The sequence below is a fragment of the Gordonia humi genome (assembly GCF_014197435.1).
Classification (GTDB): Bacteria; Actinomycetota; Actinomycetes; order Mycobacteriales; family Mycobacteriaceae; genus Gordonia; species Gordonia humi.
In genome coordinates this window covers 2366900-2391687 of the sequence record NZ_JACIFP010000001.1, presented here as the reverse complement: position 1 = coordinate 2391687, position 24788 = coordinate 2366900, and the positions used below count along the sequence as shown (strand labels likewise).

23 protein-coding genes are annotated in these 24788 nt (G+C 68.7%); 11 read left to right on the top strand and 12 right to left on the bottom strand.

Annotation, left to right across the window (positions count from 1 at the left end):
• Window positions 1–201 precede the first annotated feature (201 nt).
• Window positions 202–531: a PASTA domain-containing protein gene (locus BKA16_RS23875; protein WP_343067371.1), complete on the top strand. Its 330-nt coding sequence runs from the start codon at window positions 202–204 to the stop codon at window positions 529–531.
• Window positions 532–574: 43 nt separating this feature from the next.
• Window positions 575–1039, top strand: a complete 465-nt coding sequence (locus BKA16_RS10895) for a TrmH family RNA methyltransferase (protein WP_183370669.1) — start codon at window positions 575–577, stop codon at window positions 1037–1039.
• Here BKA16_RS10895 and BKA16_RS10890 read toward each other — a convergent pair.
• On the bottom strand, window positions 1036–2337 hold the full coding sequence (locus tag BKA16_RS10890) for a reverse transcriptase family protein (protein ID WP_183370668.1): 1302 nt from the start codon (window positions 2335–2337) through the stop codon (window positions 1036–1038). The genes BKA16_RS10895 and BKA16_RS10890 overlap by 4 nt on opposite strands.
• A gap of 218 nt (window positions 2338–2555) precedes the next feature.
• Window positions 2556–3014: a carboxymuconolactone decarboxylase family protein gene (locus BKA16_RS10885; protein WP_183370667.1), complete on the bottom strand. Its 459-nt coding sequence runs from the start codon at window positions 3012–3014 to the stop codon at window positions 2556–2558.
• Window positions 3015–3097: 83 nt separating this feature from the next.
• Between BKA16_RS10885 and BKA16_RS10880 the strand changes: the two genes are divergently transcribed.
• On the top strand, window positions 3098–3946 hold the full coding sequence (locus BKA16_RS10880; RefSeq protein WP_183370666.1) for a sigma-70 family RNA polymerase sigma factor: 849 nt from the start codon (window positions 3098–3100) through the stop codon (window positions 3944–3946).
• Here BKA16_RS10880 and BKA16_RS10875 read toward each other — a convergent pair.
• Both BKA16_RS10875 and BKA16_RS10870 read right to left on the bottom strand, forming a co-directional pair.
• Complete coding sequence (locus BKA16_RS10875) at window positions 3917–4645, bottom strand: alpha/beta hydrolase (RefSeq protein WP_183370665.1); 729 nt, start codon at window positions 4643–4645, stop codon at window positions 3917–3919. The two genes, BKA16_RS10880 and BKA16_RS10875, sit on opposite strands and share 30 nt — an antisense overlap.
• Before the next feature lie 193 nt (window positions 4646–4838).
• Entirely contained in the window at window positions 4839–5918 is a 1080-nt protein-coding gene (locus BKA16_RS10870; protein WP_183370664.1) for a citrate/2-methylcitrate synthase, read from the bottom strand.
• A 54-nt stretch (window positions 5919–5972) separates the two neighbouring features.
• Between BKA16_RS10870 and BKA16_RS10865 the strand changes: the two genes are divergently transcribed.
• Window positions 5973–7097 (top strand): citrate/2-methylcitrate synthase, encoded by a 1125-nt coding sequence (locus BKA16_RS10865; protein WP_183370663.1) that lies wholly within the window; start codon window positions 5973–5975, stop codon window positions 7095–7097.
• 11 nt (window positions 7098–7108) lie between these two features.
• On the opposite strand, the gene BKA16_RS10860 is transcribed toward BKA16_RS10865, so the two are convergent.
• Entirely contained in the window at window positions 7109–10393 is a 3285-nt protein-coding gene (locus tag BKA16_RS10860; protein WP_183370662.1) for an error-prone DNA polymerase, read from the bottom strand.
• 57 nt (window positions 10394–10450) lie between these two features.
• Complete coding sequence (gene def / locus BKA16_RS10855) at window positions 10451–11038, bottom strand: peptide deformylase (RefSeq protein WP_183370661.1); 588 nt, start codon at window positions 11036–11038, stop codon at window positions 10451–10453.
• Between the two features lie 92 nt (window positions 11039–11130).
• Here def and BKA16_RS10850 point away from each other — a divergent pair, with 92 nt between their 5' ends.
• Complete coding sequence (locus tag BKA16_RS10850) at window positions 11131–13047, top strand: SDR family oxidoreductase (RefSeq protein ID WP_183370660.1); 1917 nt, start codon at window positions 11131–11133, stop codon at window positions 13045–13047.
• A 23-nt stretch (window positions 13048–13070) separates the two neighbouring features.
• On the opposite strand, the gene BKA16_RS10845 is transcribed toward BKA16_RS10850, so the two are convergent.
• Both BKA16_RS10845 and BKA16_RS10840 read right to left on the bottom strand, forming a co-directional pair.
• Entirely contained in the window at window positions 13071–14621 is a 1551-nt protein-coding gene (locus BKA16_RS10845; protein WP_183370659.1) for a DNA polymerase Y family protein, read from the bottom strand.
• Window positions 14622–14662: 41 nt separating this feature from the next.
• Entirely contained in the window at window positions 14663–15394 is a 732-nt protein-coding gene (locus BKA16_RS10840; protein WP_343067370.1) for a P-loop NTPase family protein, read from the bottom strand.
• A gap of 158 nt (window positions 15395–15552) precedes the next feature.
• On the opposite strand from BKA16_RS10840, the gene BKA16_RS10835 reads away from it, so the two are divergent.
• A complete protein-coding gene (locus BKA16_RS10835) occupies window positions 15553–16068 on the top strand; it encodes a hypothetical protein (protein WP_183370657.1) in 516 nt (171 codons plus the stop codon).
• Here the strand turns inward: BKA16_RS10835 and BKA16_RS10830 are convergent.
• Together BKA16_RS10830 and BKA16_RS10825 are read right to left on the bottom strand one after the other, a co-directional pair.
• Window positions 15983–16783 (bottom strand): ABC transporter permease, encoded by an 801-nt coding sequence (locus tag BKA16_RS10830; protein ID WP_183370656.1) that lies wholly within the window; start codon window positions 16781–16783, stop codon window positions 15983–15985. The two genes, BKA16_RS10835 and BKA16_RS10830, sit on opposite strands and share 86 nt — an antisense overlap.
• A gap of 15 nt (window positions 16784–16798) precedes the next feature.
• Window positions 16799–17719: a radical SAM family protein gene (locus tag BKA16_RS10825; protein ID WP_183370655.1), complete on the bottom strand. Its 921-nt coding sequence runs from the start codon at window positions 17717–17719 to the stop codon at window positions 16799–16801.
• A gap of 78 nt (window positions 17720–17797) precedes the next feature.
• Here BKA16_RS10825 and BKA16_RS10820 point away from each other — a divergent pair, with 78 nt between their 5' ends.
• Window positions 17798–19036: a serine/threonine-protein kinase gene (locus tag BKA16_RS10820; RefSeq protein ID WP_183370654.1), complete on the top strand. Its 1239-nt coding sequence runs from the start codon at window positions 17798–17800 to the stop codon at window positions 19034–19036.
• Between the two features lie 29 nt (window positions 19037–19065).
• On the opposite strand, the gene BKA16_RS10815 is transcribed toward BKA16_RS10820, so the two are convergent.
• Both BKA16_RS10815 and BKA16_RS10810 read right to left on the bottom strand, forming a co-directional pair.
• Window positions 19066–19725: a response regulator gene (locus tag BKA16_RS10815; protein WP_183370653.1), complete on the bottom strand. Its 660-nt coding sequence runs from the start codon at window positions 19723–19725 to the stop codon at window positions 19066–19068.
• Complete coding sequence (locus tag BKA16_RS10810) at window positions 19722–20969, bottom strand: sensor histidine kinase (protein ID WP_183370652.1); 1248 nt, start codon at window positions 20967–20969, stop codon at window positions 19722–19724. Before BKA16_RS10810 ends, BKA16_RS10815 begins: the two co-directional genes overlap by 4 nt.
• A 99-nt stretch (window positions 20970–21068) precedes the next feature.
• On the opposite strand from BKA16_RS10810, the gene BKA16_RS10805 reads away from it, so the two are divergent.
• The 4 genes from BKA16_RS10805 (at window position 21069) to BKA16_RS24185 (ending at window position 24787) form a co-directional block, all read left to right on the top strand.
• The gene (locus BKA16_RS10805; protein WP_183370651.1) at window positions 21069–22307 is read left to right on the top strand and encodes a PspC domain-containing protein; all 1239 of its coding nucleotides are present in this window, start codon (window positions 21069–21071) and stop codon (window positions 22305–22307) included.
• Complete coding sequence (locus BKA16_RS10800) at window positions 22304–22513, top strand: hypothetical protein (RefSeq protein WP_183370650.1); 210 nt, start codon at window positions 22304–22306, stop codon at window positions 22511–22513. The genes BKA16_RS10805 and BKA16_RS10800 overlap by 4 nt, the downstream gene beginning before the upstream one ends.
• Window positions 22514–22550: 37 nt before the next feature.
• Window positions 22551–22949, top strand: a complete 399-nt coding sequence (locus BKA16_RS10795) for a hypothetical protein (protein WP_183370649.1) — start codon at window positions 22551–22553, stop codon at window positions 22947–22949.
• Window positions 22950–23035: 86 nt separating this feature from the next.
• Window positions 23036–24787, top strand: a complete 1752-nt coding sequence (locus BKA16_RS24185; RefSeq protein ID WP_343067368.1) for an McrB family protein — start codon at window positions 23036–23038, stop codon at window positions 24785–24787.
• The last annotated feature ends 1 nt before the right edge of the window (window position 24788 follow it).

Genomic DNA, 24788 nt, shown 5'->3' with positions numbered 1-24788 from the left:
TACACGGGAACGACGTCAGTTCCAGCGACAAGATGAGACGGCCCGTTCTCCTTACCGAAAGGCATCTCGTCGATGCGACGTTCCGTGTCCGCGGCCATCCTGTCGGCAGCCGCAGTTCTGGCCCTGGCAGGGTGCTCGAGCGGCACTGATACTGCGGAGACTCCCCCGAGCGATGCTACGAGCGCATCGATCCCTGCACCGGTGCTCGCACCGTCGTCGGATGACGACAATGAGACCGAGGACACGGCGGCCGAGACCACGACCACCACCGAAGCGGTCGAGAGCTCAACGCAGGCGAGCACCGCGATCATGCCCGACGTCGTCTGTATGAATCTTCAGGCTGCGCAGAACCGCATCCAGGAGGCGGGCGTCTTCTTCTCACGCAGTGAGGACGCTACCGGCCAGGGCCGCGCTCAGATCCTCGACCGGAACTGGGTGGTCGTATCGCAGACGCCCGACCCCGGTACGGAATTCGGCGAAGGCGAGGCCGTTCTGTCTGCGGTGAAGATCGGCGAACCGGGGAGTTGCTGACCATCCGAGATCGCGGCGACGGGTCAGGCATACACTCGCAGTCGTGTTCCGGATCATGTACTACCAGCCCTGCATTCCACCCAATACCGGCAACGCGATCCGGATCGCGGCCAATACGGGCTGCGAACTGCACCTGATCGAGCCGCTCGGGTTCACCATGACCGACACGCAGGTCAAGCGGGCCGGTCTGGACTATCACGAGATGGCGAACGTCACCGTGCACCCGGATCTGGAGACCGCATGGGACCGACTACGACCCGAACGTGTCTTCGCGCTGAGCTCGCACGCGACGCGCTTCTACACCGACGTCGAGTATCGCGCGGGCGACGTGCTGATGTTCGGACCGGAACCGACCGGGCTGCCCGACGAGGTGATGGCCGACCCGCACGTCACCGACCAGCTGCGGATCCCGATGCTCCCGGACCGCCGATCCATGAATCTGGCCAACGCGACCAGCGTCGTCCTGTACGAGGCCTGGCGGCAGCACGGGTTCGACGGGGCGGTCTAACGCTCCCAGTCGACGCGTGCCGCCATCTCGGTGAGTTTGCGACGCCTGGCCTGCGATCCGGTCGACACCCAGCCGATACGCCCGTACACATACGCCCGGAAGTCGTCTCGGCCTGCGCGGTTCTGCGACTGACCTCCGTCGCGGATCGCATTGTGCAGCAGCGCTTTCAGTGCATCGTAGTCGGCCCGGGCGGCGCGCGGTCCGGCGTTCACGACGAGCCCGGTCAACTGTTGACGTTGATGCTCGCCCATCACACGGACCTTGTCGGGATGCACGGTGAAGCCCTCGTCGCGGATGATCGACGACACCGCCCAGAGCACCCGCCCCACGTCGACGTCGTCGCCGGACAGCGCGAGATCGTCGCCGTACCGCGTGTACGTGAGCCTGTTCGCGGCGGCGAAACCCGCGATGCGGATGTCCGTGCGTCGCAACACCAGGTTGAGCAGCGCAGGCGACGTCGGCGCCCCCTGGGGCAGGTGCCGTTCCCGGAGCAGTGCCGCGTGGAGAGAGTCGGTGAGTCGCTGGTCGTCGACCGCGATCGTCGTCGTGCACAGCGCCGTCAGGTACGCGGCGACGCCCGGCTGGTACCCGATCGCCGTGAACACCGCCTTGACTCGCGGATACGTGACATGTTCGAAACAGTGGCGCAGATCGATGCGGAGCACGACGTCGTGCAGCGCGTGCGGACCCGCGAACGACGTGACCGAGCGCCCGCGGACGAAACCGTGGGCCGCCGGATGGGGCGGGACATGCGCGAGGACGTCGTCGAGGATGCGTCGTTGAATGGTGGCGAGCCGTTCCTTCGGCGCCTCGATGATGCGGAGACCGCCGTGCCGCTTCGGGATCTGCCAGACCCGGTAGTGCCGCAGTCGCGTCGGCGCCCGGCGGGACCCACGGCCGCGGGCGGCGAACCAGTCCAGTTCGGGCATCGACAGATTCTGCCAGGCCGCGAGCTCCTCGACATCGGCGATCTGCCGGACGTCGAACACCGGCGACGAGCTCCCGGGGTCGGCGGCGAAGGGTTCGCGCCGCCCGGGCATCGCGACGATGACAGCCGTCAACGCCTCCTGGATGCGCGACGGCGGCTCCGGATACACGGCGAGCACCGCTTGGGCGATCTCGTCCGCGTCGTCGGGCCACACCGTGTCGGCGAACATCTCCTGCAGGGTGAGCCACGTCCAGGCGTCGGCCCTCTCGGCGGGTCGGAGCCGCATCATGCGGCGGGACACCGCGAATCCCATCGCGTTCGCATCGTGTCCGGTGAAGCGCTGCGGCGGCTCGAGCCCCTGCCCCGTCATCGCGCTCCCCTCGTCGACGAGCGCAGGCGGCGCGACCAGAACATGTCGTTCTCGGCGCGCAGCGCCGTACACGGAGTGTGCCCGTCTGCGCGCGACGCGAAGCCGTGCCGTGCATGAACCCAGGGGATGCCCCTGAGACGGATCATCGATCCCTCTCGCGCCGCCTGCTCTCCGGGTCATCTTGTCACGAGTTGCTCAACCGCCGGCCACGACGCTCGTCACGGCTTCCATGAGCCGCCCTCCTGACGAGTGGCGTGGTTGACCCGGTTGTACAGGTTGATGTTCGCGATGGCGACGACGAGGGCCGCGAGCTGGGCCTCGTCGAACTCGTCGGCCGCACGATCCCACAGGTCGTCCGAGACGGCCGCGGGCTTGATCGACAGGTGGGTGAGCTCCTCGGTCATCTCCAGCGCGATGCGCTCGGCGGCGGAGAAGTACGGTGCGTCGCGCCAGGCGCCGACGGCGAACAGCTTCTCGTCGCTGACGCCGTGTCGGCGTGCGAGTCGCCAGTGCCCGTCGAGACACGTGCTGCAGCCGTTGAGTTGGCTGGCGCGCATGTTCACGATCTCGCAGAGATCCTGGCCGAGGCCGGTGTCGGCGATCGCCTTCCCGATCGCGGTGAGCCCCTCGAACACGCCGGGCAGAAGGAACACGGGGTTGGTCATACGTGCGGACATGGGTGGTCTCCTCGAGTCGATGTCACATGCAAAGCGCTCACTTCGTCACACCTATGACGGATCGATGGACAAGGATGTGACACATGCAGGTAGACGACTTCGAGACCGCCCGACCACGGCTCGTCGCAATCGCCACACGGATGCTCGGATCGCCCACGGACGCGGAGGAGGCCGTGCAGGAGGTGTGGCTTCGAGCGGTCGGCGTCGACGACGAGATCGACAATCCGCCCGCCTGGTTGACCACCGTCGTCTCACGCGTATGCCTGGACATGCTGCGCGCCCGCCGCGACACCGCGTCGATCGACGATGTGGAGCTCGCCGACCCGCACGCGGGACCCGACGACCAAGCGCAGCTCGCCGACGCCGTCGGGGCCGCGCTCGGCGCCGTCGTCGACTCCCTCGGACCCGCCGAACGCGTCGCATTCGTGCTGCACGACGTGTTCGGCGTCCCGTTCGACGACGTCGCGTCGATCCTCGGCAAGACTCCCGCCGCGACTCGGCAGATCGCGAGCCGTGCGCGTAAGCGGGTGTCCGCGGCGCCACCCGACGCCGGGTCTCGTCGGGCGAGCGCCGTGTCGGCGTTCTTGGCCGCGTCGCGCGACGGCGACTTCACCGGCCTCGTCGAACTCCTCGATCCGGACTCGGTGTTCCGCACGTTCACCGACGACGAGCCTCCCGCCCTGGTGCACGGTGCACCGGCGATCGCCGACGCGTTCATGTTCCGGGCGAAGACCGCGCTCACCGTCGCCCTCGACGGGAAGGTCGGTGTGGCCGTCCCTCATCCGGCGGGCGGCGACGCGATGCTGCTGGTGATGGACGTGTCGTTCACGCCCGCCGGAGCGATCGCGGCGATCGACGCGACGCTCCGACGGGACGAACTCGCCGCCGTCGAGATCGAGACGTTAGCGCAGGTGCCGCTCGAAGAACGCTGACGCGGCCGCCCCGGCGTGCTCGGGCACACCGGCGTGACCGCCCATATTGGCGTTCAGCGTCTTCTCGGCGGAGCCGAACGCGTCGAACAGGTCGAGGGCGGCCTGTCTGTCGTTGCCCTCGTCGTCCCACTGCAGCAGGACGTGCAGCGGGATCGTCAGCTCGCGGGCGTCGTCGAACGTGGCCGCGGGAAGGAGACTCCCGGCGAACAGCACCGCGCAGACGATCCGCGGGTCGACTCTGGCCAGGCGCACCGCGATCGCGGTGATCCCGCCGGACGTCCCGGCGGGGCCGTCGATCCCAGGCAACTCGTAGAGCGCGTCGAGCAGAGCTTGGAACTCGGGGACGGCCGCGTCCACCAACGGCGGAATCAGTCGGTCGACGATCCCGTCGAGCGGTTCGCCCGCGGCAAGCGCTCGATGCAGGTCCGCGCGAGCCCGGTCGACGGCGTCGAGCGGCTCACGGACGCCACTGCCCGGAAGTTCCAGAGTCGCGCAAGCGAATCCGGATTCGACCGCCGCTCGGGCACGGGCCGCCAGACGTGCGCGCATCCGGTCGAGTCCGCCTTGATTGCCCAGCAGGATCGGCGATGCGGAAGCCGACACCGACGCGGGCGTCCACAGGATTCCCGGTATGTCGCCGAGAGTGAAGTCACGCTCGACGACGACGTCGTCGATACGAGGATCGGAGTGAAAATACATGGTCGTGGTCCTTTGCGAAGTGCGTGATCGGCGCTCCGCGGACGACTTGTCGTCCTACCGTGACCTCTGCGAGGAGCACCCTGTCGAATCGTTCACGGGTAACCACCTCCTCAGCTGTACTGCACGGTCGCGACGAGGCTAACAACGCCCGGCCCGAGGCGTCCAGCGAATATCGCCGATCCGCGGCCGTCCGTCATCTCGTACGGTCGTGCCCGGTGTCGCTGCCGCGCCAGCGCAGCGGCGCCTCGCCGTACTCCTCGACCACGTGCGCGGCCATGCCGACCGTCCTGCCGTATTGGAACAGGACCTCGCCGGCGCGCGGCCCGAGACCCAGCTCGCGGGCGACGACGGCGCTCGCCAGATCGACGTTGGCCGCCCTCCCCGCGCGGCCGACGATCAGGTCGGCGGCGGCCAATGCGGGTGAGGTCGGCCGATCGGCTCGAATCCGGTCGAAGACGATCGTCGCACGGGGATCCGGGCCACCGTAGACGACGTGTCCGAATCCGGGGAGTCTGCCGTCGACCACGGCGTCGGCGAGGGCCCGATCGACGGGAGTGCCGTCGACCACGGCGTCGACGAGTTCGTACGCCGCGGCGGGCGCGCCACCGTGCAACGGGCCCGACAGTGCGGCGTAACCCGCGAGCACCGCGTCGAAGATTCCGGCACGAGCCGAGGCCGCGACACGCGCCGCGGTCGTGGAAGCGGCGAGTCCGTTGTCGATCAATGTCGTCACGAGGAGGTCGATCCACGGGTGTCCGAGATCGATCTCCGAAACAGCCTGCGCCAGAACGGGAAGCAGTCCGAGTGCCTTCGCCGCGGCGTCCGTGCGGTCGGCGCGCAGCGGATCGCCGGCCGCGATCAAGGCGACGGTCAAGGGGATCCGTCGCTCCACGTCGACCCGTGCGATGACGGACAGATCCACCTCGGGCGCTCGCCGTGGTTCGTCGACGGCGAGGACGAACCGCGCGGCGGCCGCGAAGTCCATGGTGTCGCAGACGTCGGAGAGATCGCGCCCTCGCAGGTAGAGCCGGTCGTCGCTGATCGACGACACGCGCGTCGACACCGCCCGGAACTTGAGCAGACGGTCGCCCGCACGGCGACCGTCGTGTTTGGCCGCGGCGAGAGAGTCGATCTGCGTGCGGTCGAACAGCGACTCCTCCTGCCCCGGCTGCCGTCGCGACTCCAGCAGCCCTCGACTGACGTACGAGTACAGCGTGCCGCGTTTGACGCCGAGTCGCGCCGCCGCCTCCGACGTGGTGATCCAGGAGTCCACACGTTGATTCAATCAACATTGACGATGTTGATCAATGTCGATGATGATCGAGTCATGAGCACACCGATCAGCGTTCCCCGCGGCCTCAAGAACGTCATCGTCACCGACACCGAGATCGGTGATGTGCGAGGCGAAGAGGGTTTCTACCATTACCGGCAGTACGACGCGACGCAGCTCGCTCGGACGGCGACGTTCGAAGACGTCTGGCATCTGATGGTGTTCGGGACGCTTCCCTCTCCGGAGCAGTCGGCGGCGTTCGTGCGACGGATCGGCGCACTCCGCGTCATCGACGACGAGACCGTCGAGCTGCTCCGTCGAGTGGCGGGCCCGGGCGTCGAACCGCTCGCCGCGCTGCGCGTGGCACTGGCGGCGCTGGGCGTCGCCGACCGACCGACGTTCGACATGGACCGCCCCGAACTGGTCGACGCAGCACTGCGCACCGGAGCGGTCGTACCGACCATTCTCGCTGCGGCACATCGTATCTCGCAGGGACTCGATGTCCTCGACCCCGATCCGGAGGCCGACCACGTCTCCGACTATCTGCGAATGGCCACCGGTTCGTCGGACGCCGAGGCCGCCGACTCACTGCGCACGTATCTGATCACCACGATCGATCACGGGTTCAACGCGTCGACGTTCGCCGGTCGCGTCGTCGCCTCCACCGGATCGGATATGACGTCGTCGGTGTTGGGCGCGCTCGGCGCGTTCCTCGGCCCGCGGCACGGTGGCGCACCGAGTCGAGCGCTGGCCGCATTGGACGAGATCGGCGATCCGGCGAACACGCGCGACTGGGTGCGCGGACGCATCGAGAGAGGCGAGATCGTCATGGGCTTCGGCCACGCCGTCTACCGGACCCGCGACCCCCGCGCGGAACTGCTGAAATCGGTTGTACGGCAGCGCTACGACTCCGATCTGGTGCGGCAGGCGATGGCCGTCGAAGCCGAGATCGAGGCCGCGATCAACGAGTTGAAGCCGGGTCGCCGTCTGTACGCGAATGTCGAGTTCTACGCGGGGGTGCTGATGCACGAGGTCGGCCTGCCCGTGGACATGTTCACCCCGACCTTCGGCGTCGCCCGCGTCGTCGGCTGGACCGCGAACATCCTCGAGCAGGTCGCCGAGGCCAAGATCATCCGGCCGGTGGCCCGCTACGTGGGACCGGAGCCGGTGCGCGCGGAGTAGATCACGCGACTTCAGCACCAGTCCCGCGACCGCGTCCCCACTTTCAGATCCAGCTTCTGCAGCCGGTCGGCGACGACGGTCACCGCGCCCTCGGCATTCTGCACCTTTCCGCGGATGAGCAACGCGGACGCAGTCTGTGCGAGTGTCCGGTACCGCGACCACAGGCCGACCGAGCAGACGACGTTCACCATGCCGGTCTCGTCTTCGAGGTTCACGAAGGTCACCCCGGACGCCGTCGCCGGCCGCTGCCGATGTGTCACCGCTCCCCCGACCAGCACGCGCGTCCCGTCGGGCACCGCGAGCAGTCCGTCGGCCGGGGTCACGCCCATCGCGGCCAGCCGCGGTCGCAGATACTCGGTCGGATACGCGCGCGGCGAGATGCCCGTCGAGATCGCATCCACGGCGGTCAGGTCCACCTCCGACATGCCGGGCAGCATCGGCGCCGCCCGCGGCGATGTGACGTCGAGTTGCTCGTCCCGCAGACCGGCCGCCGCGCCCGCCTCCCACAGCGCGGTACGCCGGTCCAGCCCGAAGCATTCGAAGGCGCCCGCCGTCGCCAGCGCCTCCAGCTGCGGCAACGTCAACTCCGTCCGCCGCGACAGGTCGGCGACCGAGGTGAACGGACCCGACTCCCGAGCGTCGACGATCCGCTGCGCCGCATCGTCCGAGAGCCCCTTCACCGCGGCCAGCCCGATCCGCACGTCGAGGCCGCCGTTCTCCAACCACGCGTACGAGCGCGATGCGTTCACATCCGGCCGGTGCACCTGCACTCCGTGCCGTCTGGCGTCGGCGACGAGACTCTGCGGCGAGTAGAAGCCCATCGGCTGCGCCCGCAGCAGTGCCGCACAGAACACCGCCGGATGGTGCAGCTTGAACCACGACGAATAGAACACGAGCGACGCGAAACTCTGCGAATGACTCTCCGGGAAGCCGAAATTGGCGAACGCCGCCATCTTCTCGTAGATGCGGTCGGCCACCGCCCCCTCGATCCCGTGCGTCTGGCGCATCCCGTCGTAGAAGCGTTTGCGCAGCCGCTCCATCCGCTCCGGCGACCGCTTGGAGCCCATCGCGCGACGCAACTGGTCGGCTTCGGCCGGATCGAAGCCGGCGACGTCGACCGCCACCTGCATCATCTGCTCCTGAAACAGCGGGATGCCGAGGGTGCGTTCCAGACTGGGTCTCATCGAGTCGTGATCGAAGGTCACCTCCTCCTTCTCGTCGCGCCGCCGGATGTACGGGTGCACCGAACCGCCCTGGATCGGGCCGGGACGGATGAGCGCCACTTCGACGACGAGGTCGTAGAAGTTCCGCGGCTTCAACCGAGGCAGCGTCGCCATCTGCGCGCGCGACTCCACTTGGAACACGCCGATCGAGTCGGCGCGGCACAGCATGTCGTAGACGGCCTGCTCGCTCAGATCCAGCTGCGCGAGGTCGACGTCGATCCCCTTGTGCTCGCTCACCAGGTCGATCGCGTAGTGCAGCGCCGACAGCATGCCCAGGCCGAGGAGGTCGAACTTCACCAGACCGACGGCGGCGCAGTCGTCCTTGTCCCATTGCAGGACGCTGCGATTCTCCATCCGCGCCCATTCGGTGGGGACGACGTCGGCGATCGGCCGGTCACAGATCACCATGCCGCCCGAGTGGATTCCGAGATGCCTCGGCATGGAGGAGATCTGGGATGCGAGGTCACGGACGTCGTCGGGGGCGGAGTCGGGGATCTTGCTCCACGCGTCCTGCTGTCCCGGCGCGTATCCGAGGGCGCGCGCCATGTCCCGCACCGCCGACCGTCCCCGATAAGTGATGACGTTGGCGACCTGCGCGCTGTGACTCCGGCCGTGCTTGCGGTAGACGTACTGGATCACCTCCTCGCGACGGTCCGATTCGATGTCGACGTCGATGTCCGGCGGACCGTCGCGCTCGGGGGAGAGGAATCGCTCGAACAACAGCTTGTTGCCGACCGGGTCGACGTTGGTGATGCCGAGCGCGAAACAGACCGCGGAGTTGGCCGAACTCCCCCGCCCCTGGCACAGGATGTCGTGGGTCTTGCAGAACGTGACGATGTCGTGGACCACCAGGAAGTAGCCGGGAAAGGTCAGCGCCTCGATGATCGCGAGTTCGTGGTCGATCTGTCGATACGCGTCGGGCCGCTCGGCGCGCGTACCGTAGCGGCGCACCGCTCCCTCCTCGGTGAGATGCCGTAGCCAGGTCGCCTCGGTGTGCCCCTCACCGACCTCGAACGGCGGCAGATTCGGGGCGATCAGCGCCAAGGAGAACGCGCAGTCGGCGGCGATGGCGACAGCGTGCTCGACGGCGTCGGGATGAGCGGACAGCAGTCGTGCCATCTCGTCGCCGCTGCGCAGGTGGGCGCCGCCGACGCCGGGGAGCCAGCCGTCGATGGTGTTCATGTCGGTGCGGGCGCGTACCGCTGCGACCGCCGTCGCCAGCCTGCGGTTCGCCGGTCCGGCGAAATGCGCGCCCGTCGTCGCGACCGTCGTCAGGCTCATCTCGGCGGCCAGGTCGGCGAGGATCGCATTGCGTTCGTCGTCGTCGGACACGCCGGTGGCGGTCAGTTCCACAGCGACGTTGCCCGCCCCGAACCGCTCGACGAGGTCGCCGAGCGCATCACGAGCGCCGTGCCGTCCGGCGCGGGCCAGGCCTCGTCGGACCGTCCCCTTGCGGCAGCCGGTGAGGACCTGCCAGTGCCCGCCGACGGCCGCCGCGGTGATGGCATCGGCGTCGTACCGAAGCAGTCCCTTCTCGCCGCCGCTCATGTGCGCGTCGGCGATGACGCGCGAGAGCCGCCGGTAGCCTTCGGCGCCGCGCGCGAGAATCAGCAGGTGATCGCCCGGCGGGTCCACGGCACCGGCCCGGGCCGCATCGCGCTGCAGTGACAGCTCCGCCCCGAACACAGTGGGCATGCCGAATTCTCGCGCCGCCTCAGCGAAACGCACGACACCGTAGAAGCCGTCGTGATCGGTCAGCGCGAGTGCTGTCAGACCCAGTCGCTGCGCCTCCTCGACCATGGCCTCCGGCATCGATGCACCGTCGAGGAAGCTGTAGGCGCTGTGCGCGTGCAGTTCGGCGTACGGCACGGTCGACCGGCCGTGCGCGATGTCGGCGGCCACGTACTCGCCCCGTCTGCGCGACCACGCGGGCGAGTCGCCCCCGTCGCCGGGCACCCTGCCGTCGGCCGTGGGCGGGAACGTATCGCCGCCTCGGTCATTGGCCCCGGGGGACCGCCCCGACAGCACTCTCTCCATCTCCGACCAGGTCGGCGGACCATTACTCCAACCCACCAGGACAGTATAGAACGTACGTTCGATGACTGCCATCGCGCGGACGCTCGGAAGATGTCACCGCATACGACTCGTCGCGATCTCTACCGGCCACTCCGCCGGATACTCGTCCGCCGTCTCCTCGAACCGGCGATACAACTGTCTGCGCTTCTTCGACGACAACCGATCGCCGAACACCGTCCCGCCCAGGTGATCGGTCTCGTGCTGCAGGCACCGGCCGAATGTACCGCCGCCGGTCAACTCGATCGGCTCACCGAACTGGTCGAACCCTCGACATGTCGCCGACTCGGGGCGCGCCAGATCAACGAACGCGCCCGGCAGCGAGTGACACCCCTCGTCGTACGAGATCAGACGTCGCTCGGCGCCCCGGGGCTGCTCGCATATCGGGTTGCAGACGACCCCGGTGCGGCGTCGCCCGGTCTCATCGGCGCAGTCGTAGATGAAGACGGCCAGGTCGACACCGATCTGCTGCGCCGCCAGTCCCGCACCGGACGCGGCTCGGTTGGTCGCGAACATGTCGGCGAGAAGGTTCTGAAGGTCGTCACCGAAGTCGGTGACCGGCCGGGCGGGGCGGTGCAAGACAGGTTCACCCCAGCGAACGATCGGGCGGACGGTTCCGAGACGGAGCAGTTCTTCGACAGGCATGGCTTCACGCTGCACCGGAGCGATGCGGTCGTCAAGACACACCCGACTGGTTCGATCGAACGGCTTCGACACAGATATGAGAACCTGTGTCAGTGACCGGATACCTTCTGACGGGCGCGAGCGGCTTCATCGGCCGCCGCGTACTGCAGCGACTCCTCGCCGCCGATCCCGCCGTGCGCATCACCGCGGTCGTCCGCTCCGCATCGGTGCCGCGTTTCGCTCAGATGCTCGAGACGATCGACGGCGGCGACCGGGTGATCACCGCGACCGGCGATCTCACCGTCGACGGCCTCGGCGTCGACGCCGCGGCTCTGGGCGACGTGGACCACGTGATCCATCTGGCCGCGATCTACGACATGGCGGCCGATGCGGCGTCGCAGGAAGCGGCGAACATCGAGGGCACGCGGCGGGTCACCGCGCTCGCCGTCGAACTCGACGCGATGATGCATCATGTCTCGTCGATCGCGGTGTCCGGCGACTACGACGGAGTCTTCACCGAAACCGACTTCGACAAGGGGCAGGGCTTCCCCACCCCGTACCATCGCACCAAGTTCGAAGCCGAGAAGATCGTCCGTGATGCTCCTGACTTGCGCTGGCGCGTCTACCGGCCGACCGCCGTCGTCGGGGACTCGCGCACCGGCGAAATGGACAAGATCGACGGCCCCTACTACTTCTTCGGCCAGTTGGCCGGTCTCGGGAAGCTGCCGTCGTTCGTGAAGATGCCGATGCCCGACCTCGGACGCATCGAGTTGGTGCCGGTCGACTACGTGGCCGACGCTATCGTCGCTCTCGTCGACCACCGTCCCGACGAGAGCGAGCTCGTGTTCCACTTGGCCGATCCGACACCGAGGACCATCACCGACATGGTCAACGCGCTGGCACCCGCGTTCGACGCGCCGCGCGGATTCGACGTCGTGCCGAACGCGTTGGTACGCCCGCTTCTGGCGGCCGGTTCCCGCGGTCCGCTGCGTGCCGCACGCGATCTGGTGGTGGCCCAGCTCGGGGTTCCGCCGGTCATGGCAGACCTCGTCTCGCTTCCGGTCGACTTCCGCAGCGACTCCTCGGCCGCGACGCTGCGCGAACTCGGCGTCGAGATCCCCGATCTGACCGAGTACGGCCCGCGACTGTGGCGGTACTGGTACGACAATCTCGATCCGGCCCGGCACCGTCGCCGGGATCTGCGTGGACCGCTGGTCGGCACCAACATCCTGATCACCGGCGCGTCCGCTGGTATCGGCCGGGCGACGGCGCGTATGTGCATCCGCCGGGGTGCGAACGTCTTCCTCGTCGCCCGCGACGCCGACCGGCTCGCCGAGGCCGTCGCCGAACTGGAGACCGAGACGCCCGTCGACGGACTGCCGCTCGGCCGAGCGTACGCATACCAGGCCGACATCACCGACGAGGCATCGGTGCAGACCGTCGTGAAGTCGATCATCGCCGAGCACGGTCACGTCGACGTGCTGGTCAACAACGCGGGCCGATCCATCCGTCGGTCGACGCTGAACGCGGTGGACCGCTCGCACGACTATCAGCGGACGATGGCCGTCAACTACTTCGGCGCCGTCTACATGACCCTCGCACTGCTCCCGCACATGGCCGAGCGTCAGTCCGGGCACGTGGTGAACGTGTCGTCGATCGCCGTGCAGAGTCGCGGGCCGAGGTTCGGCGCGTACGCCGCGTCGAAGGCGGCGCTCGAGGCGTTCAGCGCGGCGACCGCGGCCGAAACCCTCTCGGACCACATCACGTTCAGCACCGTGCGACTCCCGCTGACGCGGACTCGGATGATCGCGCCGACCGACGCCTACGAATCACAGCACGGTGTGTGGAGCGTCGACAAGGCCGCCGCCCGGGTGCTGCACGCCGTCGTCGACCGTCCGACGAGGATCAACACCTTTCTCGGCGATCTCGTCGACGCGGGCCACCACCTGCTGCCCCGCCTGACCACCCGCATCATGCACCAGGAGTTCCTGATGGTCGGCGAGTCGGACGCGGCGTTGGGTCGGAAGTAGCATCCCACCCGTCGAGGCCCCCTTCACTCGTACACCCCCTCCACCGTCCACTCCTCTTCCCGATAGCACAGCAGCAATGCGCGCGAATCCTCCAGCAGCACTTGGGCTCTCGCCGACACCGCGAGAGGCTGCGCGGCCGATCCGAAGGGCCACGGACCGGCCCACCACCGCAGGCGATGCAGACTGCGTCCGATCCGCACGTCCGTCGGCTCGGCGGTGAACGCACCGCGCAGGGTCACCGCGACGAGACGACCGTCCGCGTCGAGCACCTCGGCATCGGTGTGCGAGAGCAGAGCAGGCGACGGCCGAGCCAACCGGTCGGGCCAGGCCGCGTCCGGGTCCCGCTCGGCGACGAGTTCGTCGCCCAATGCCACCAGCGACACCTGCTCGGCCGGACCGCGACCGCCGCTGCGGACCGGCACCCGCACGGCTTCGCCGCCAAGCAACCCCTGCACGCGGACCAGAGCCCGTCGAGCGCGGTCGCCGAGACCGTCACCGACGGCAGTGGGCAGTCCGGCGCCGACGAACGCGTACTGCAGAGTCCCCGGGTCGACCACCTCCACCGGTTCCAGCTGCAGCCTGGCGATCGGCGAGTCGGGAGCGCTCCCGCCCCGCGCACCACCGGTCAGCCAACCCTCCAACTGCCACCGGACACGGTCGGCCGTCGCTTCCGGGGTGAGCGGTTCGGCGCATCGCCAGGTCCGCGAATGCCGTTGGCCGCGTTCGGTGATCGCATGCACGGTCAACCGGGTGCAGGCCAGCGACGCCGCCGATAGACGTCGGTGCAGGTCGTCGGCGAGACGGCGACCGAGGAACGCCGCCGCGTCGATGCGATCGATCGGCGGATCGCATTCGTACTCCACCTCCAGCGCGGCGGGGATCGGCGCGCGACTGGGACGCCGTCCGGGCATCCCGGCGGCCAGTCGGTGCGCGGTCACCGCGTCGGCGGTGAACCGTGATGTCACATCGGCGGCCGACAGTTCGGCGAACGCCCCCAGGGTTCGAAGGCCGAGTCGCCACAGCAGGTCGACGAGATTCCCGCGTTCCGGTCCGGACAGCGTCGACTCGACGGTGAGGTCCGAGATCGGTCTCGTGGCCAGATAAGCGGCATCCGTCCCCGGGGGCACCGTCTGACCCGACCGCGCGGCGAGCACCGCGGTGAACAGTTCATCGGCGGTCCCGACCGAGGCGACGACCCCGGTCGTGGCGACGGCGTCGACGATCTGTTCGGCGAGCGCGTCCTCTCCGCCGAAATAGCGCGCGGCGCGGTCGGCGGTCACCACGAGCAGGCCGGGACGCAGCACCTCGGTCAGCGGGACCACATCGGTCACCGCCGTCACCACCGGATCGAACAGCCTCCCGTCTCGCGCCGGATCCGCATCGGAGAGCACCAGATCCGGGCACAACGACTGCGCCTGCCGCTTGCGCATGCCTCGTCGCACACCGGTGGCCCGTGCCGCCCGCGAGCACGCCTGCACCGTGCCCGCCTCCAATACCGCGATCGGTGCCGTGGCGGTCAGCCCCGCCGTCGACGCGGCCGCCACGGCCGGCCAGTCCGGGCACCACACCGCCATCACCCGACGCGACGGACCCGACTCCCCCGGTTGCCCGCCGGTCAATTCGCCACGGCCAGACGCGGACGCGACGGCACCACGGCACTGCCCGCGGCCGCCACCAGTTCCAACCCGCCGTGACCGTCGACCGGTCCCTCTCCCATCGCGGGCGCCACGAGGTCGAACCGGCCCGACGACGGACGCGCCCCCGACGCCGACACCTGCACGTCGACCCCGAACCCTCCGATCCGGCCGTACCCGCTGCGGCGAGCGGGCACATGGCGGTAGTCGGTCACCTCGCTTTCGATTCGCACGGCGGCCCCCGGCCAGTCGTCGTCGAGCACCAGCAGCGTCGACGACTGCTTACGCGCCCGCCCCGCGAGCACCCGAGCCCGCGACGGCGTCACCGGACCGCGCAAGCGTCCGTGCCCCAGATCGGACCCGAGCACCACCAGGTCGATCCCGTCGAGCAGCACTCCGGCCACCTCGAACGGGTCCACCCCCGGCTCGGTGACCACGGCGACACGGCTCAGATCGGCGCCCATGTCCATGGCCGCGGCCAGGTTCAGTCGCGGCAGTCCGACGAGAGCGGCCGTCGCTCCGGATCTGGTGGCCGCGGCGATGATCGCCATCGGCACAGTGGTGGCCCCGACCGAGGAGACCACCGTCCCGCGCGAGAGACCTCCTCGCGGAAACAACGGCGTCATCGCCTCCGGGACCGGCAGCGTCGACGTCTCCGCCATCGCGTCACCGCTCATACTCGCCAGTCGACGACGCAGTTCTTCGATCTCCACGGGGACGTCCCGTCGCCCTGTGCTGGAACTTGCTGACCGAGCCATCGCTTCCCCAATCCCCGGTGTTCGAACTTCTGTTCGATACTTTAGTTGCGGGGTCCGACAATCGTCAACGCCGCAGATCACCGACGGAAAGCGAATCCATTACAGTCGGCGTCATGCAGTCGTCTCGCCTGTTCCCGTTCGCCACGATCGTCGCCGCTGCGACGGCGATCGCCCTCACCGCACTCCCCTGGATGAGTCTGCGTCCAGTCGGGTTCGACGTCTCCTGGAACGGACTGGGCATGGGCGGTCTGGCCGGTGTCGACGACTTCGCCCCCGCAGGCCGCGGCTGGCTGGTCATCGCGGCCTCCATCGTCGCAATCCTTGCCGCGCTGATCTCGCTGATGCCCGCCGTTCAAGCACAGCCGGTGGCGCGTCTGGCCAACGCGGCGGCCGCCGTCGTCTGCGTCCTGGGCGCGTTCGTCCCGGTCGCGGTGATGATCTGGCCGGGCTGGTACTCGAACAACGTCCTCGATCAGGTCGGCCTCGTACCGTTCGGCACCGAACTCGGGCCGAGCAAGGCCGTCCTCATCCCGCTGACCGTCGTCATGCTGCTGACCGCCGCGCTCTGCGCATACTCCGCGACCGACCGGGGTCGGGAAGAACGGGACGTGTGGTCACCGCTGACGTGACATGCGCGACGGTCACCGATGCGATCGCACCGGAGGCCAGCAGCGCGGCCAGCACCAGCATCTGAAACCGGCCCGCCTCCAACGGTGAGAGTCCGCCGAAGATCGCGCCGACGAAGGCACCGGGCAACGTCACCAGGCCGGTGGTGCGCGCCTGATCGATCGACGGCACCAGGGCGCTGTGCACGGCATGGCGGGCCATGTCGGACGTGGCCTGCCGCGGCGTCGCACCGATCGCGAGCCATGCCTGCACCTCGTCCCACCGCTCGTTCACCGCTTCGGCGAATCGCCGCCCGGTCAGCGACACGATGTTCATGGTGTTGCCGATGACGATGCCTGCCATCGCCAGGACATAGCGGATCGAGAAGTCGAGCGCGCCGGAGGCGAACACCACGGTCAACGACACCGCCACCCCGGCAGCGATGGCCGCGGCCGCCAACACGACGGCGCGGCGCCGTCCGCCCGGAGCCCCGATCCGCATGGTCGCGGTGGTCACCGCGACACCGAACATCACCGCGATCCCCACACCCACCAGAAGCGGACTCGTGATGACCCCGGCCAGGATCACGCTGAGCACTGCGAGTTGCAGCGCACCGCGCACGATCGCCCACGCGGGCGCCCAGTTCCCCGGTACCCGGTACATGCGCAGCACGACGACGGCTACGCACGCCAAGATCGCCACGGCGACGATCGTCGTCACCAGTTCGTGTGCACTCACGCATTGATACAAGCATCAGAACAGAGTGAGCGCCTGCTCGCCCACATCCTGCTCGTGCACCGCCGGCGCCGCCTCACGCACCGGCGTCACCTCCTCATCATGCGGCCGTTCGAGTCCGTGGCGACGGACCAGCGGCGCCATCCGTTCGCGCAGCCGGACCGCATAGTCGGCAGGCGCATAGGATCCACGGCCGTACAGCGACCGGTATCGGCGCACCAGCGCCGGATGCTCGTCGGCCAGCCAGTCGAGGTAGCCGTCGTCGGAGAGCACCAGCACCGACACGGACACTCGATCGGCGCCCGCCTCGGCGAGCAGTCCGAGCAGTTCGTCGAGCTGCGACGTCGAGTCGGTCAGCAGCGGCAGGAGCGGCGCGATCCGCACGTGCGGCGCGAGCCCGGCATCGGCCAGACGTCGCACGGCTTCGATCCGCTCCACCGGCGACGACCCGTCCGGATCGACACGTCGACACAGGTCGACGTCCAGGCACGGTACGGTCACCACGACCGTCGTCGGCACCGCATGCCGCACCACGCGCAGCATCGTCAGATCGCGCAGCACGAGGTCGGACCCCGTGTACAGCGCGAACGGCGTCTCGAACTCGGCGAGCGTCGAGACGACTCCCGGCATCAGCCGATACCGCTCCTCCAGGTGCCCGTACGGATCCGAGCCCGTGGCACCGATCGCCACCGTCGACCGATGCCACGACCGACGACGCAGCTCTCGCCGCAGCACGGCGGCGGCATTCACCGCGACATGCGCGTCGTCGCCGGCGCGCGTGATCGTCTCGAGCGCGTAGTCGTACGGATGCCGTCGATCGCCGGTCACCGAACGCAGCACGGTCCGCGAGCACGTCTCGTGCACAGTCAGCCGCGGCGCCTCGGGGAACCGGACGGTCCGCTCGAGACTGTCCGCGACCAGTCCGGGCAACCCACTCATGCCAACATCCGAACACATGTTCTATCTCCGCGTCAAGGGTCCGGACGACGACGAACGGCGATCGCTTAGACTCAGCCCATGACCGGACCGGCCGCGCCTGCACCCTCGTACCTCGTCGCCGGCCGCTATCGACTGGTCAGACAGATCGGGCGCGGCGGCATGGGCGCGGTGTGGCTTGCCCGCGACACGCTGCTCGACCGTGACGTCGCCGTCAAGCAGGTCCTCTCGACCGACGGGATGACCGACCACGAAGCCCTCACCAACCGCCAACGCGCGATGCGCGAGGGCAGGCTGGCGGCGCGCATGTCCCACCGCAACGCCATCGCGATGCACGACGTCGCCCTCGACGGCGAGAATCCGTGGCTGGTGATGGAGTACCTTCCGTCGCACAGCGTGGCCGACGTCCTCCGCGACAACGAGACGATCCCACCGGTCGAGGCCGCGCAGATCGCCGCGCAGGTGGCCGACGCCATCGCCGAGGCGCACGCGTCGGGCATCATCCACCGCGACATCAAACCGGCCAACATCCTGATCGCGAACAGCGGACGCAGTCTGGGCCTGGTGAAGATCACCGACTTCGGGATCTCACGCGCCAAGGACGACGTCTCGCTGACTCAGACCGGCATCGTGACCGGCACACCAGCCTATTTCGCGCCCGAGGTGGCCCGCGGCGACGAACCGGGCGAAGCAGCCGACGTGTACTCGCTGGGTGCCACACTGTACACGATGGTCGAGGGCCGACCTCCGTACGGCGACAACGACAACTACATCGCGACGCTGCACCGCGCCGCGAACGCGAACATCGATCCGCCGGTCCGCGCCGGCGCGCTGGAACCGGTGCTGCTGCGACTCCTGCAGCCCTCACCGGCGGCTCGGCCGACGATGTCGGAGGCTCGTGATCTACTGGTGCAGTTCGCGGCGGGAACACTCGGCACCACCGAGAAGGTGCTGACCGGCCTCGTCACGACCAAACCGCAGCGAGCCAAGTCGGCGCGCGAGACCCTCGTGCCGCCTGCCGCGACGCCGGGACCCGTACGACCGCCGACCACCCCGACTCCGCCGCCGCACGCGCCGACCCAGGTGGCCCCGACCACCAGCGGCAACTACGCTCCGCGCATGACACCCGAGCCGGTGCCGTACCCGTCGAACCCGTCGCAGATGGGATACCCCGGACAACCCCAGTCCGGCCCCTACCAGCAGCCCTACTATCCACAGCAGCCCCAGCAGAGCAGCAATCTCGGCCTGGCCGCCGCGATCTTCGCCCTGTTGGTCTTGCTGACGGTGATCGTCGCCGTCATCATCGTGCTGACGGTGTAGCGAGCCTCGCCGGTCGAGCCGCAGCGCCCCTACCCCAACTGCCGGTTGACCGCCCACCGCGTCAGCGCGTTCCGGTTCGACTGCTGTGTCTTGCGCAGCACGTTGGACGCGTGCGTCTCGACGGTCTTGACCGAGATGAACAGTTCCTCGGCGATCTCGCGGTAGGTGTATCCGCGCGCCAGCAGCCGGAGCACTTCGAGTTCGCGTTTGGTCAGCGAGTCGAGTTCCGGATCCAGGTGCGGCTCGGGCACGGCCGACTTCCCGGTGAAGGAGTCGAGGACGAAACCGGCCAGTCGCGGGCTGAACACGGCGTCGCCCTCGGCGACCCGTCGTACCGCGTCGGCCAGCTCTTTGCCGTCGATGGTCTTGGTGACGTAGCCGCGGGCGCCCGCGCGGATGGTCGCGATGACGTCGGTCGCGGCATCCGAGACCGACAGCGCCAGGAACACCGGGGCCTCCGATCCGAGGGCGTCGGTCACGCCGCGGAGCACGGCGACGCCTCCGCCGCCGGGCATGTGGACGTCGAGCAGCACCACGTCGGGACGCGTCGCGGTGATCTGCGCGATCGCCTCGGGGACGGTTCCGGCGTCGCCGACCACTTCCAATCCGTCCTCGCCTGCGAGTTCGGCGCGGACTCCGGAGCGGAACACTCCGTGATCGTCGACGAGGAACAGTCGGTACTCACTCATGCGATCTCCTGGTCGTTCTCGGGGCGAGGGTCGGCGGGTCGTTCGGTCAGTTCGGCGGTACGCGGCAGAGTCAGTGCGACGTTGGTGCCGCGACCCGGCGTCGACGTGACCCGTGCCCGACCGCCCGCGCGTTCCATCCTGCCTCGGATCGATCGGGCCACGCCCTGGCGGTCCGGGTCGACGGCGTCGACGTCGAATCCGACACCGCGGTCGCGGACGAACACCTCCACCTCGTCGTCGACCACCTCGCAGTACACGTCGATCGTGGAGGCGCCGGAGTGCTTGGCCGCGTTGACGAGGGCCTCGCGTGTAGCGGCGACGAGTGCGCCCCACGCCCGGGCTCGCGCGGGGTCGCGCAGTTCGTCGGCGGTCACGTCGCCCACGGTGACCGTCTCGATCTCGGGACCGTAGGTCTCCTCCACTTCGACGGCGACGGCACTGATCGCGGCGGCGAGCGACTCGTTGGGCCGTGCCTGGTCGCCGAAGAGCCACTGGCGCAGTTCACGTTCCTGGCTGCGCGCCAGTCGTGCGACGGTGTCCGGGTTGGACGCCTGCTTCTGGATCAGCGCGAGCGTCTGGAGCACCGAGTCGTGCAGGTGGGAGGCGATCTCCTCGCGTTCGTCGGTGCGGATGCGCGCGGCGCGCTCCTCGTTGAGGGCCCGCAGCATCCGCATCCACACGGGAACGGTCAGCAAGACGCCGCCGACGATGGTCACCAGGACTGCCAGCAGGATCGGGTTCATACCGGCCAGCGGAGTGTCGGGCGCGGCGACCATCACGACGAGACCGCCGATGACGAACAACGCACCGAGGATCAGCCGCGACCAGGTGAGCAGCCGCGAGCGTCCCGTCGACAGTCCGGTGACGTCGGCTTCGCGCCACACCAGGGCGGCGCCGCCGAGGACGAACAGGACCGCCAGGAACGACTGCGCGGGAGCGCTCGACGCGACGATCAGGTTGCCGATCAGCGCCATCACGCCGATCACGACGAGGCCGTACGCCTGTCGTCGTTCTCGCGGTTCGGCGGGGGCCGTGTCGTCGCCCGCCGGGCAGAAGAACCAGAGCAACGCGTACGCGAGGACTCCTGCTCCCGCGAGTGCGGCCAGGACGACGAACACGACGCGTACGCGGAACACGGACACGTCGAGGTGATCGGCGACGCCGCCGCACACACCCGCGATCACCTTGCCGCCGCTGCGTCGTCGCAGCCGCGGCTCGGGCCGGGGTCGAATCTGTGAAGTCATTGATTCGATAGTGGCACGAACGGGGCGGTCCGCACATCAGGGAGCATCTCAGGGTTTAGCCCGATCCGCCGACGGCGTTCGGGCGACACTATTGATGACATGAACGCTTCGACCATCCAGGACATGTGGACCACCCGGCCTGTCCGCCGCCGTGAAGGGAACACGATCGGCGGCGTGTGCGCGGGGATCGGCGACCGCTACCGCGTCGATCCGACGCTGGTGAAGGTCGCCTTCGTCGTCGCGACCGTGTTCGGCGGCAGCGGCGTCTTGCTGTACATCGCGGCGCTGATCGCGTTTCCCGCCGATGACGAGACCGAGCCTCGCCGCGAGCACAGACGACGCCGCCACAACTGGAACCGGAACGACCATCCGCTCTCGAAGGTGGTCCCGCTGGCGATCCTCGCGGTGATCGTGTTCTCGGTGATCGGCTCGCAGTTCCGTTGGGGCAGCAGCGGCTTCCTCGGGTTCCTGTTGATGGGCGTGGGCTGGTGGCTGCTGTACCAGCGAACTCCGCAGGCCCCGGCCGGCACCTCCGCGGATCAGCTCGTCCAGGCGCCTGCTCCGGTGATGGCCGGGATGGTCGAGGCGCCGGGCGGCGTCGATCTGACCAAGCCGACTCTGCCCGCCGGCACTCCGGCCGACGGTCTGCCGACCGCTCCGATCGATCAGCCGCCGAGTTGGGATCCGTTGGGCGCGGCCAAGTTCGCGTGGGATCTTCCCGAGCCGACCGTTCCCGCCGAGCCGCCGGCGCCGCGGGTGCCGCGATCACCGGTGACGCCGATCTTCCTCGGACTGGCCGTCATGACCGGCGCCGCGGGCGCCGCCGCGAATCTGGCCGGCGTCGACTGGTTCACTCCCGGCAGGATCGCCTCGCTGGTGCTGGCCGTCCTCGGACTCGGCCTGGTGATGGGCGCGCTGACCCGCAAGCGCGGCGGTTCGGGTCTGGTTCCGGTCACCCTCGTGGCCGCGGTCGTCGTCGTCGCGACGACGGGCTTCGCCGGTATGAGCGGCCCGTTCCCGAACGGCGGAGTCGGCGACCGGACCTGGCATCCGCGCGCGGCGACGGACCTGCGCGACTCGTACGAGCTGACCCTCGGCTCGACCACCCTCGACCTCCGCGATCTCGGTCCGCTCGATCGCGACCGCACGATCCGTCTGCGCCAGGGCGTCGGCGACATGACCGTCTACCTGCCCGACGACATCCGCGTCCGCACCGACTGCGAGGTGACCGTCGGCGACGTGACCTGCACTGACGGCCTGATCAATCCCGATGCGAAGACCCCGACCCTGACCATTGACGCCCATGTCACCGTCGGCGGTGTGGAGATGACCAAATGACCGACGACCAGTCCACCGAGACCACCGCCGAAGGACGACGCAGTCCGTTCCTCGCCGTCCTCGGCGTCCTCGCCCTCCTCGTCGCAGGATGGGGCCTGGCCGACGGCCCCGACATCAGCTCCACCAGCGCCGTCCCCTGGACCATCCTCGTGATCGGCGTCGTGATCGGCGTCGGCCTCGTCGCCAGCGGGATCCACCGGCGGTAGCGCCGATTTCGTCGGTACCGCCCGCTACCGTTCCACCATGGTGAATGTCGACAAGTACCGCTTCTGGCAGTTCTTCAACAGCGACGGCGACCTCGAGTGGCTCGGCGTGATGCGTCCGACGGCGCACGCCAGGATCGATCGTCAAAAGGTGTGGACTCTTCTGCCCGGGCAGCGTCGTCTGATCGCCAACTGGTTTCTCTCCCACGATCGCCAGCTCGATGAGAACGAACGTCGGTGGACCCACGATTCGATCACCGGTTGGGACTTCGTCGACGCCGCCATCGTGGTCCCGGAACCGTCGAAGGACGACGTCGAACGCCTCTCCCGCCCCGAGGCAGTCTTGACGTTCGACCAGATCGACGACATTCCGCTGCTGAGGATCAGCGGCAAACGCGACTACGACCGGATCGTCTCCGAGCGTGACGGGCGGGTCTGACCTCCGCCGCGACGATTTGTCGTGGCTCGTCACTACCATCGCCATCGACGCATCAATCGCGATCCCGACCCCGAGGAGACCCTCCCGTGCCCGAGCATGCATCGCCGACCGCCATCGACGTACCGCCGATCCCGTGTGAGCACCGCGCCGATGAGGGCCCGGTGAAGGTCGCCGCCGCGATGTTTCTCGACGCGCTCCGGTCCGGAGGCTCCGTGCTGTGCGAGCGAGATGTCTGGACGGAGGCGAACATCGAGACGCTGGTCGAGCGGTTCGTCAATCAGCCGGACGTCTCGGGCTCGTCGTTCCCCGCCAAGCTCGACAAACAGCTCGCCGGCACCGGCGACGACGTCCGCATCCTGTTCGCCGAGATCTATCTCCTGCAGATGCTGCCGATCATGCAGGTGTCGAAGCAGAAGAAGCTCGCCAACATCGAGTCCGTGCTCCGCGATGTCGAGGTCGACCATCGGGTCCCGGCGGAGGTCGACGACGCGCTCGATCACCCGATCTTCAACGGCGGCGTCGCGTTCACGATCCGCAGATTCCAGCAGTTGTCCGTTCTCATCGAGTTCGCCCGGCACCTCCGCGCGCTGCCCGCGGACGAGGTCGACGCCGCGTTCGCGGATCCGCTGCTCTGGCGCGCGACAGTGCACGGCTCCCCCGGAGCCGCCGAGCCGTCGCTGCGGGCATGTCTGACCTACCTCGGCCACCCCGACTACTTCATGTCGATCGTGTCGGTCGGTCAGAAGCGCGCCATCGTCGAATCGTTCTTCCCGTCCGTGACCGGTCGCGCCCCGTCCGACGACGTCGACGTCGATCTCGCCGCACTCCGATTCTGGCTGCAGTCCGAACCCGGTGACACGCCGGACTACTATGCCGAGCCGCTCAAGTCGTATTGGCAGCCCGACGATGAGGAGGTCGACGGCGACGTAGACACCGCCTGCCCCGTCGTCGACGGCGACTACACCGTCGAATCGATCATCGCGGACGGCGCCTTCCACTCCCCCGAGGAGCTCCGCAAGATCGTTCAGCGGTGGGGCGAGACCCGGAACATCGTGCTGCAGGGCGCTCCCGGCACCGGTAAGACCTGGCTCGCCCGACGACTGGCGTACGCGCTCATCGGGAGCCGACTCGACGATGCGGTGCGGTCGGTTCAGTTCCATCCGGGCACCTCGTACGAGGACTTCGTACGAGGGTGGCGTCCCGGCGGCGACGGCAGACTCACCCTGGTCGATGGACCTCTGCTGCAGCACGCCGCACGCGCACGCACCGCACCGGACATCCCGCACGTCATCGTCATCGAAGAGTTCAATCGCGGCAACCCCGCACAGGCTCTCGGCGAGATGCTCACCTTGTTGGAGCGGAGCAAGCGCACGGCGGCCGACGCCCTCGAGCTGACCTACATGCGCGACGACGAGCTCGCGTTCTTCCTTCCGGACAACCTGTACGTCGTCGGCACGATGAACACCGCGGACCGGTCGCTCGCCCTCGTCGACTTCGCGTTGCGCCGCCGCTTCGCCTTCTTCGAGCTCGAACCGCAGTTCACCGACGCATGGGCGGCCGAACTCGCCGGCCGCTTCCGCAGTGACGCACCTACCCGTATCGACGGCCTGCGCACCCGGATCGTCGCGATGAACCAGCGCATCGCCGACGACCCGAGCCTGGGCCCGTCGTTCCGGATCGGACACGCGTACTTCACGCCCGGGCTCGAGGCCCCCGATCTCGCGACCTGGTTCACCTCGGTCGTCGAATCATCGGTCCGACCTCAGCTCGCCGAATACTGGCACGACGCTCCGGCGACGGTCGACGACGTCGTCGCCGACCTCATGTCGGGCCTCTGAG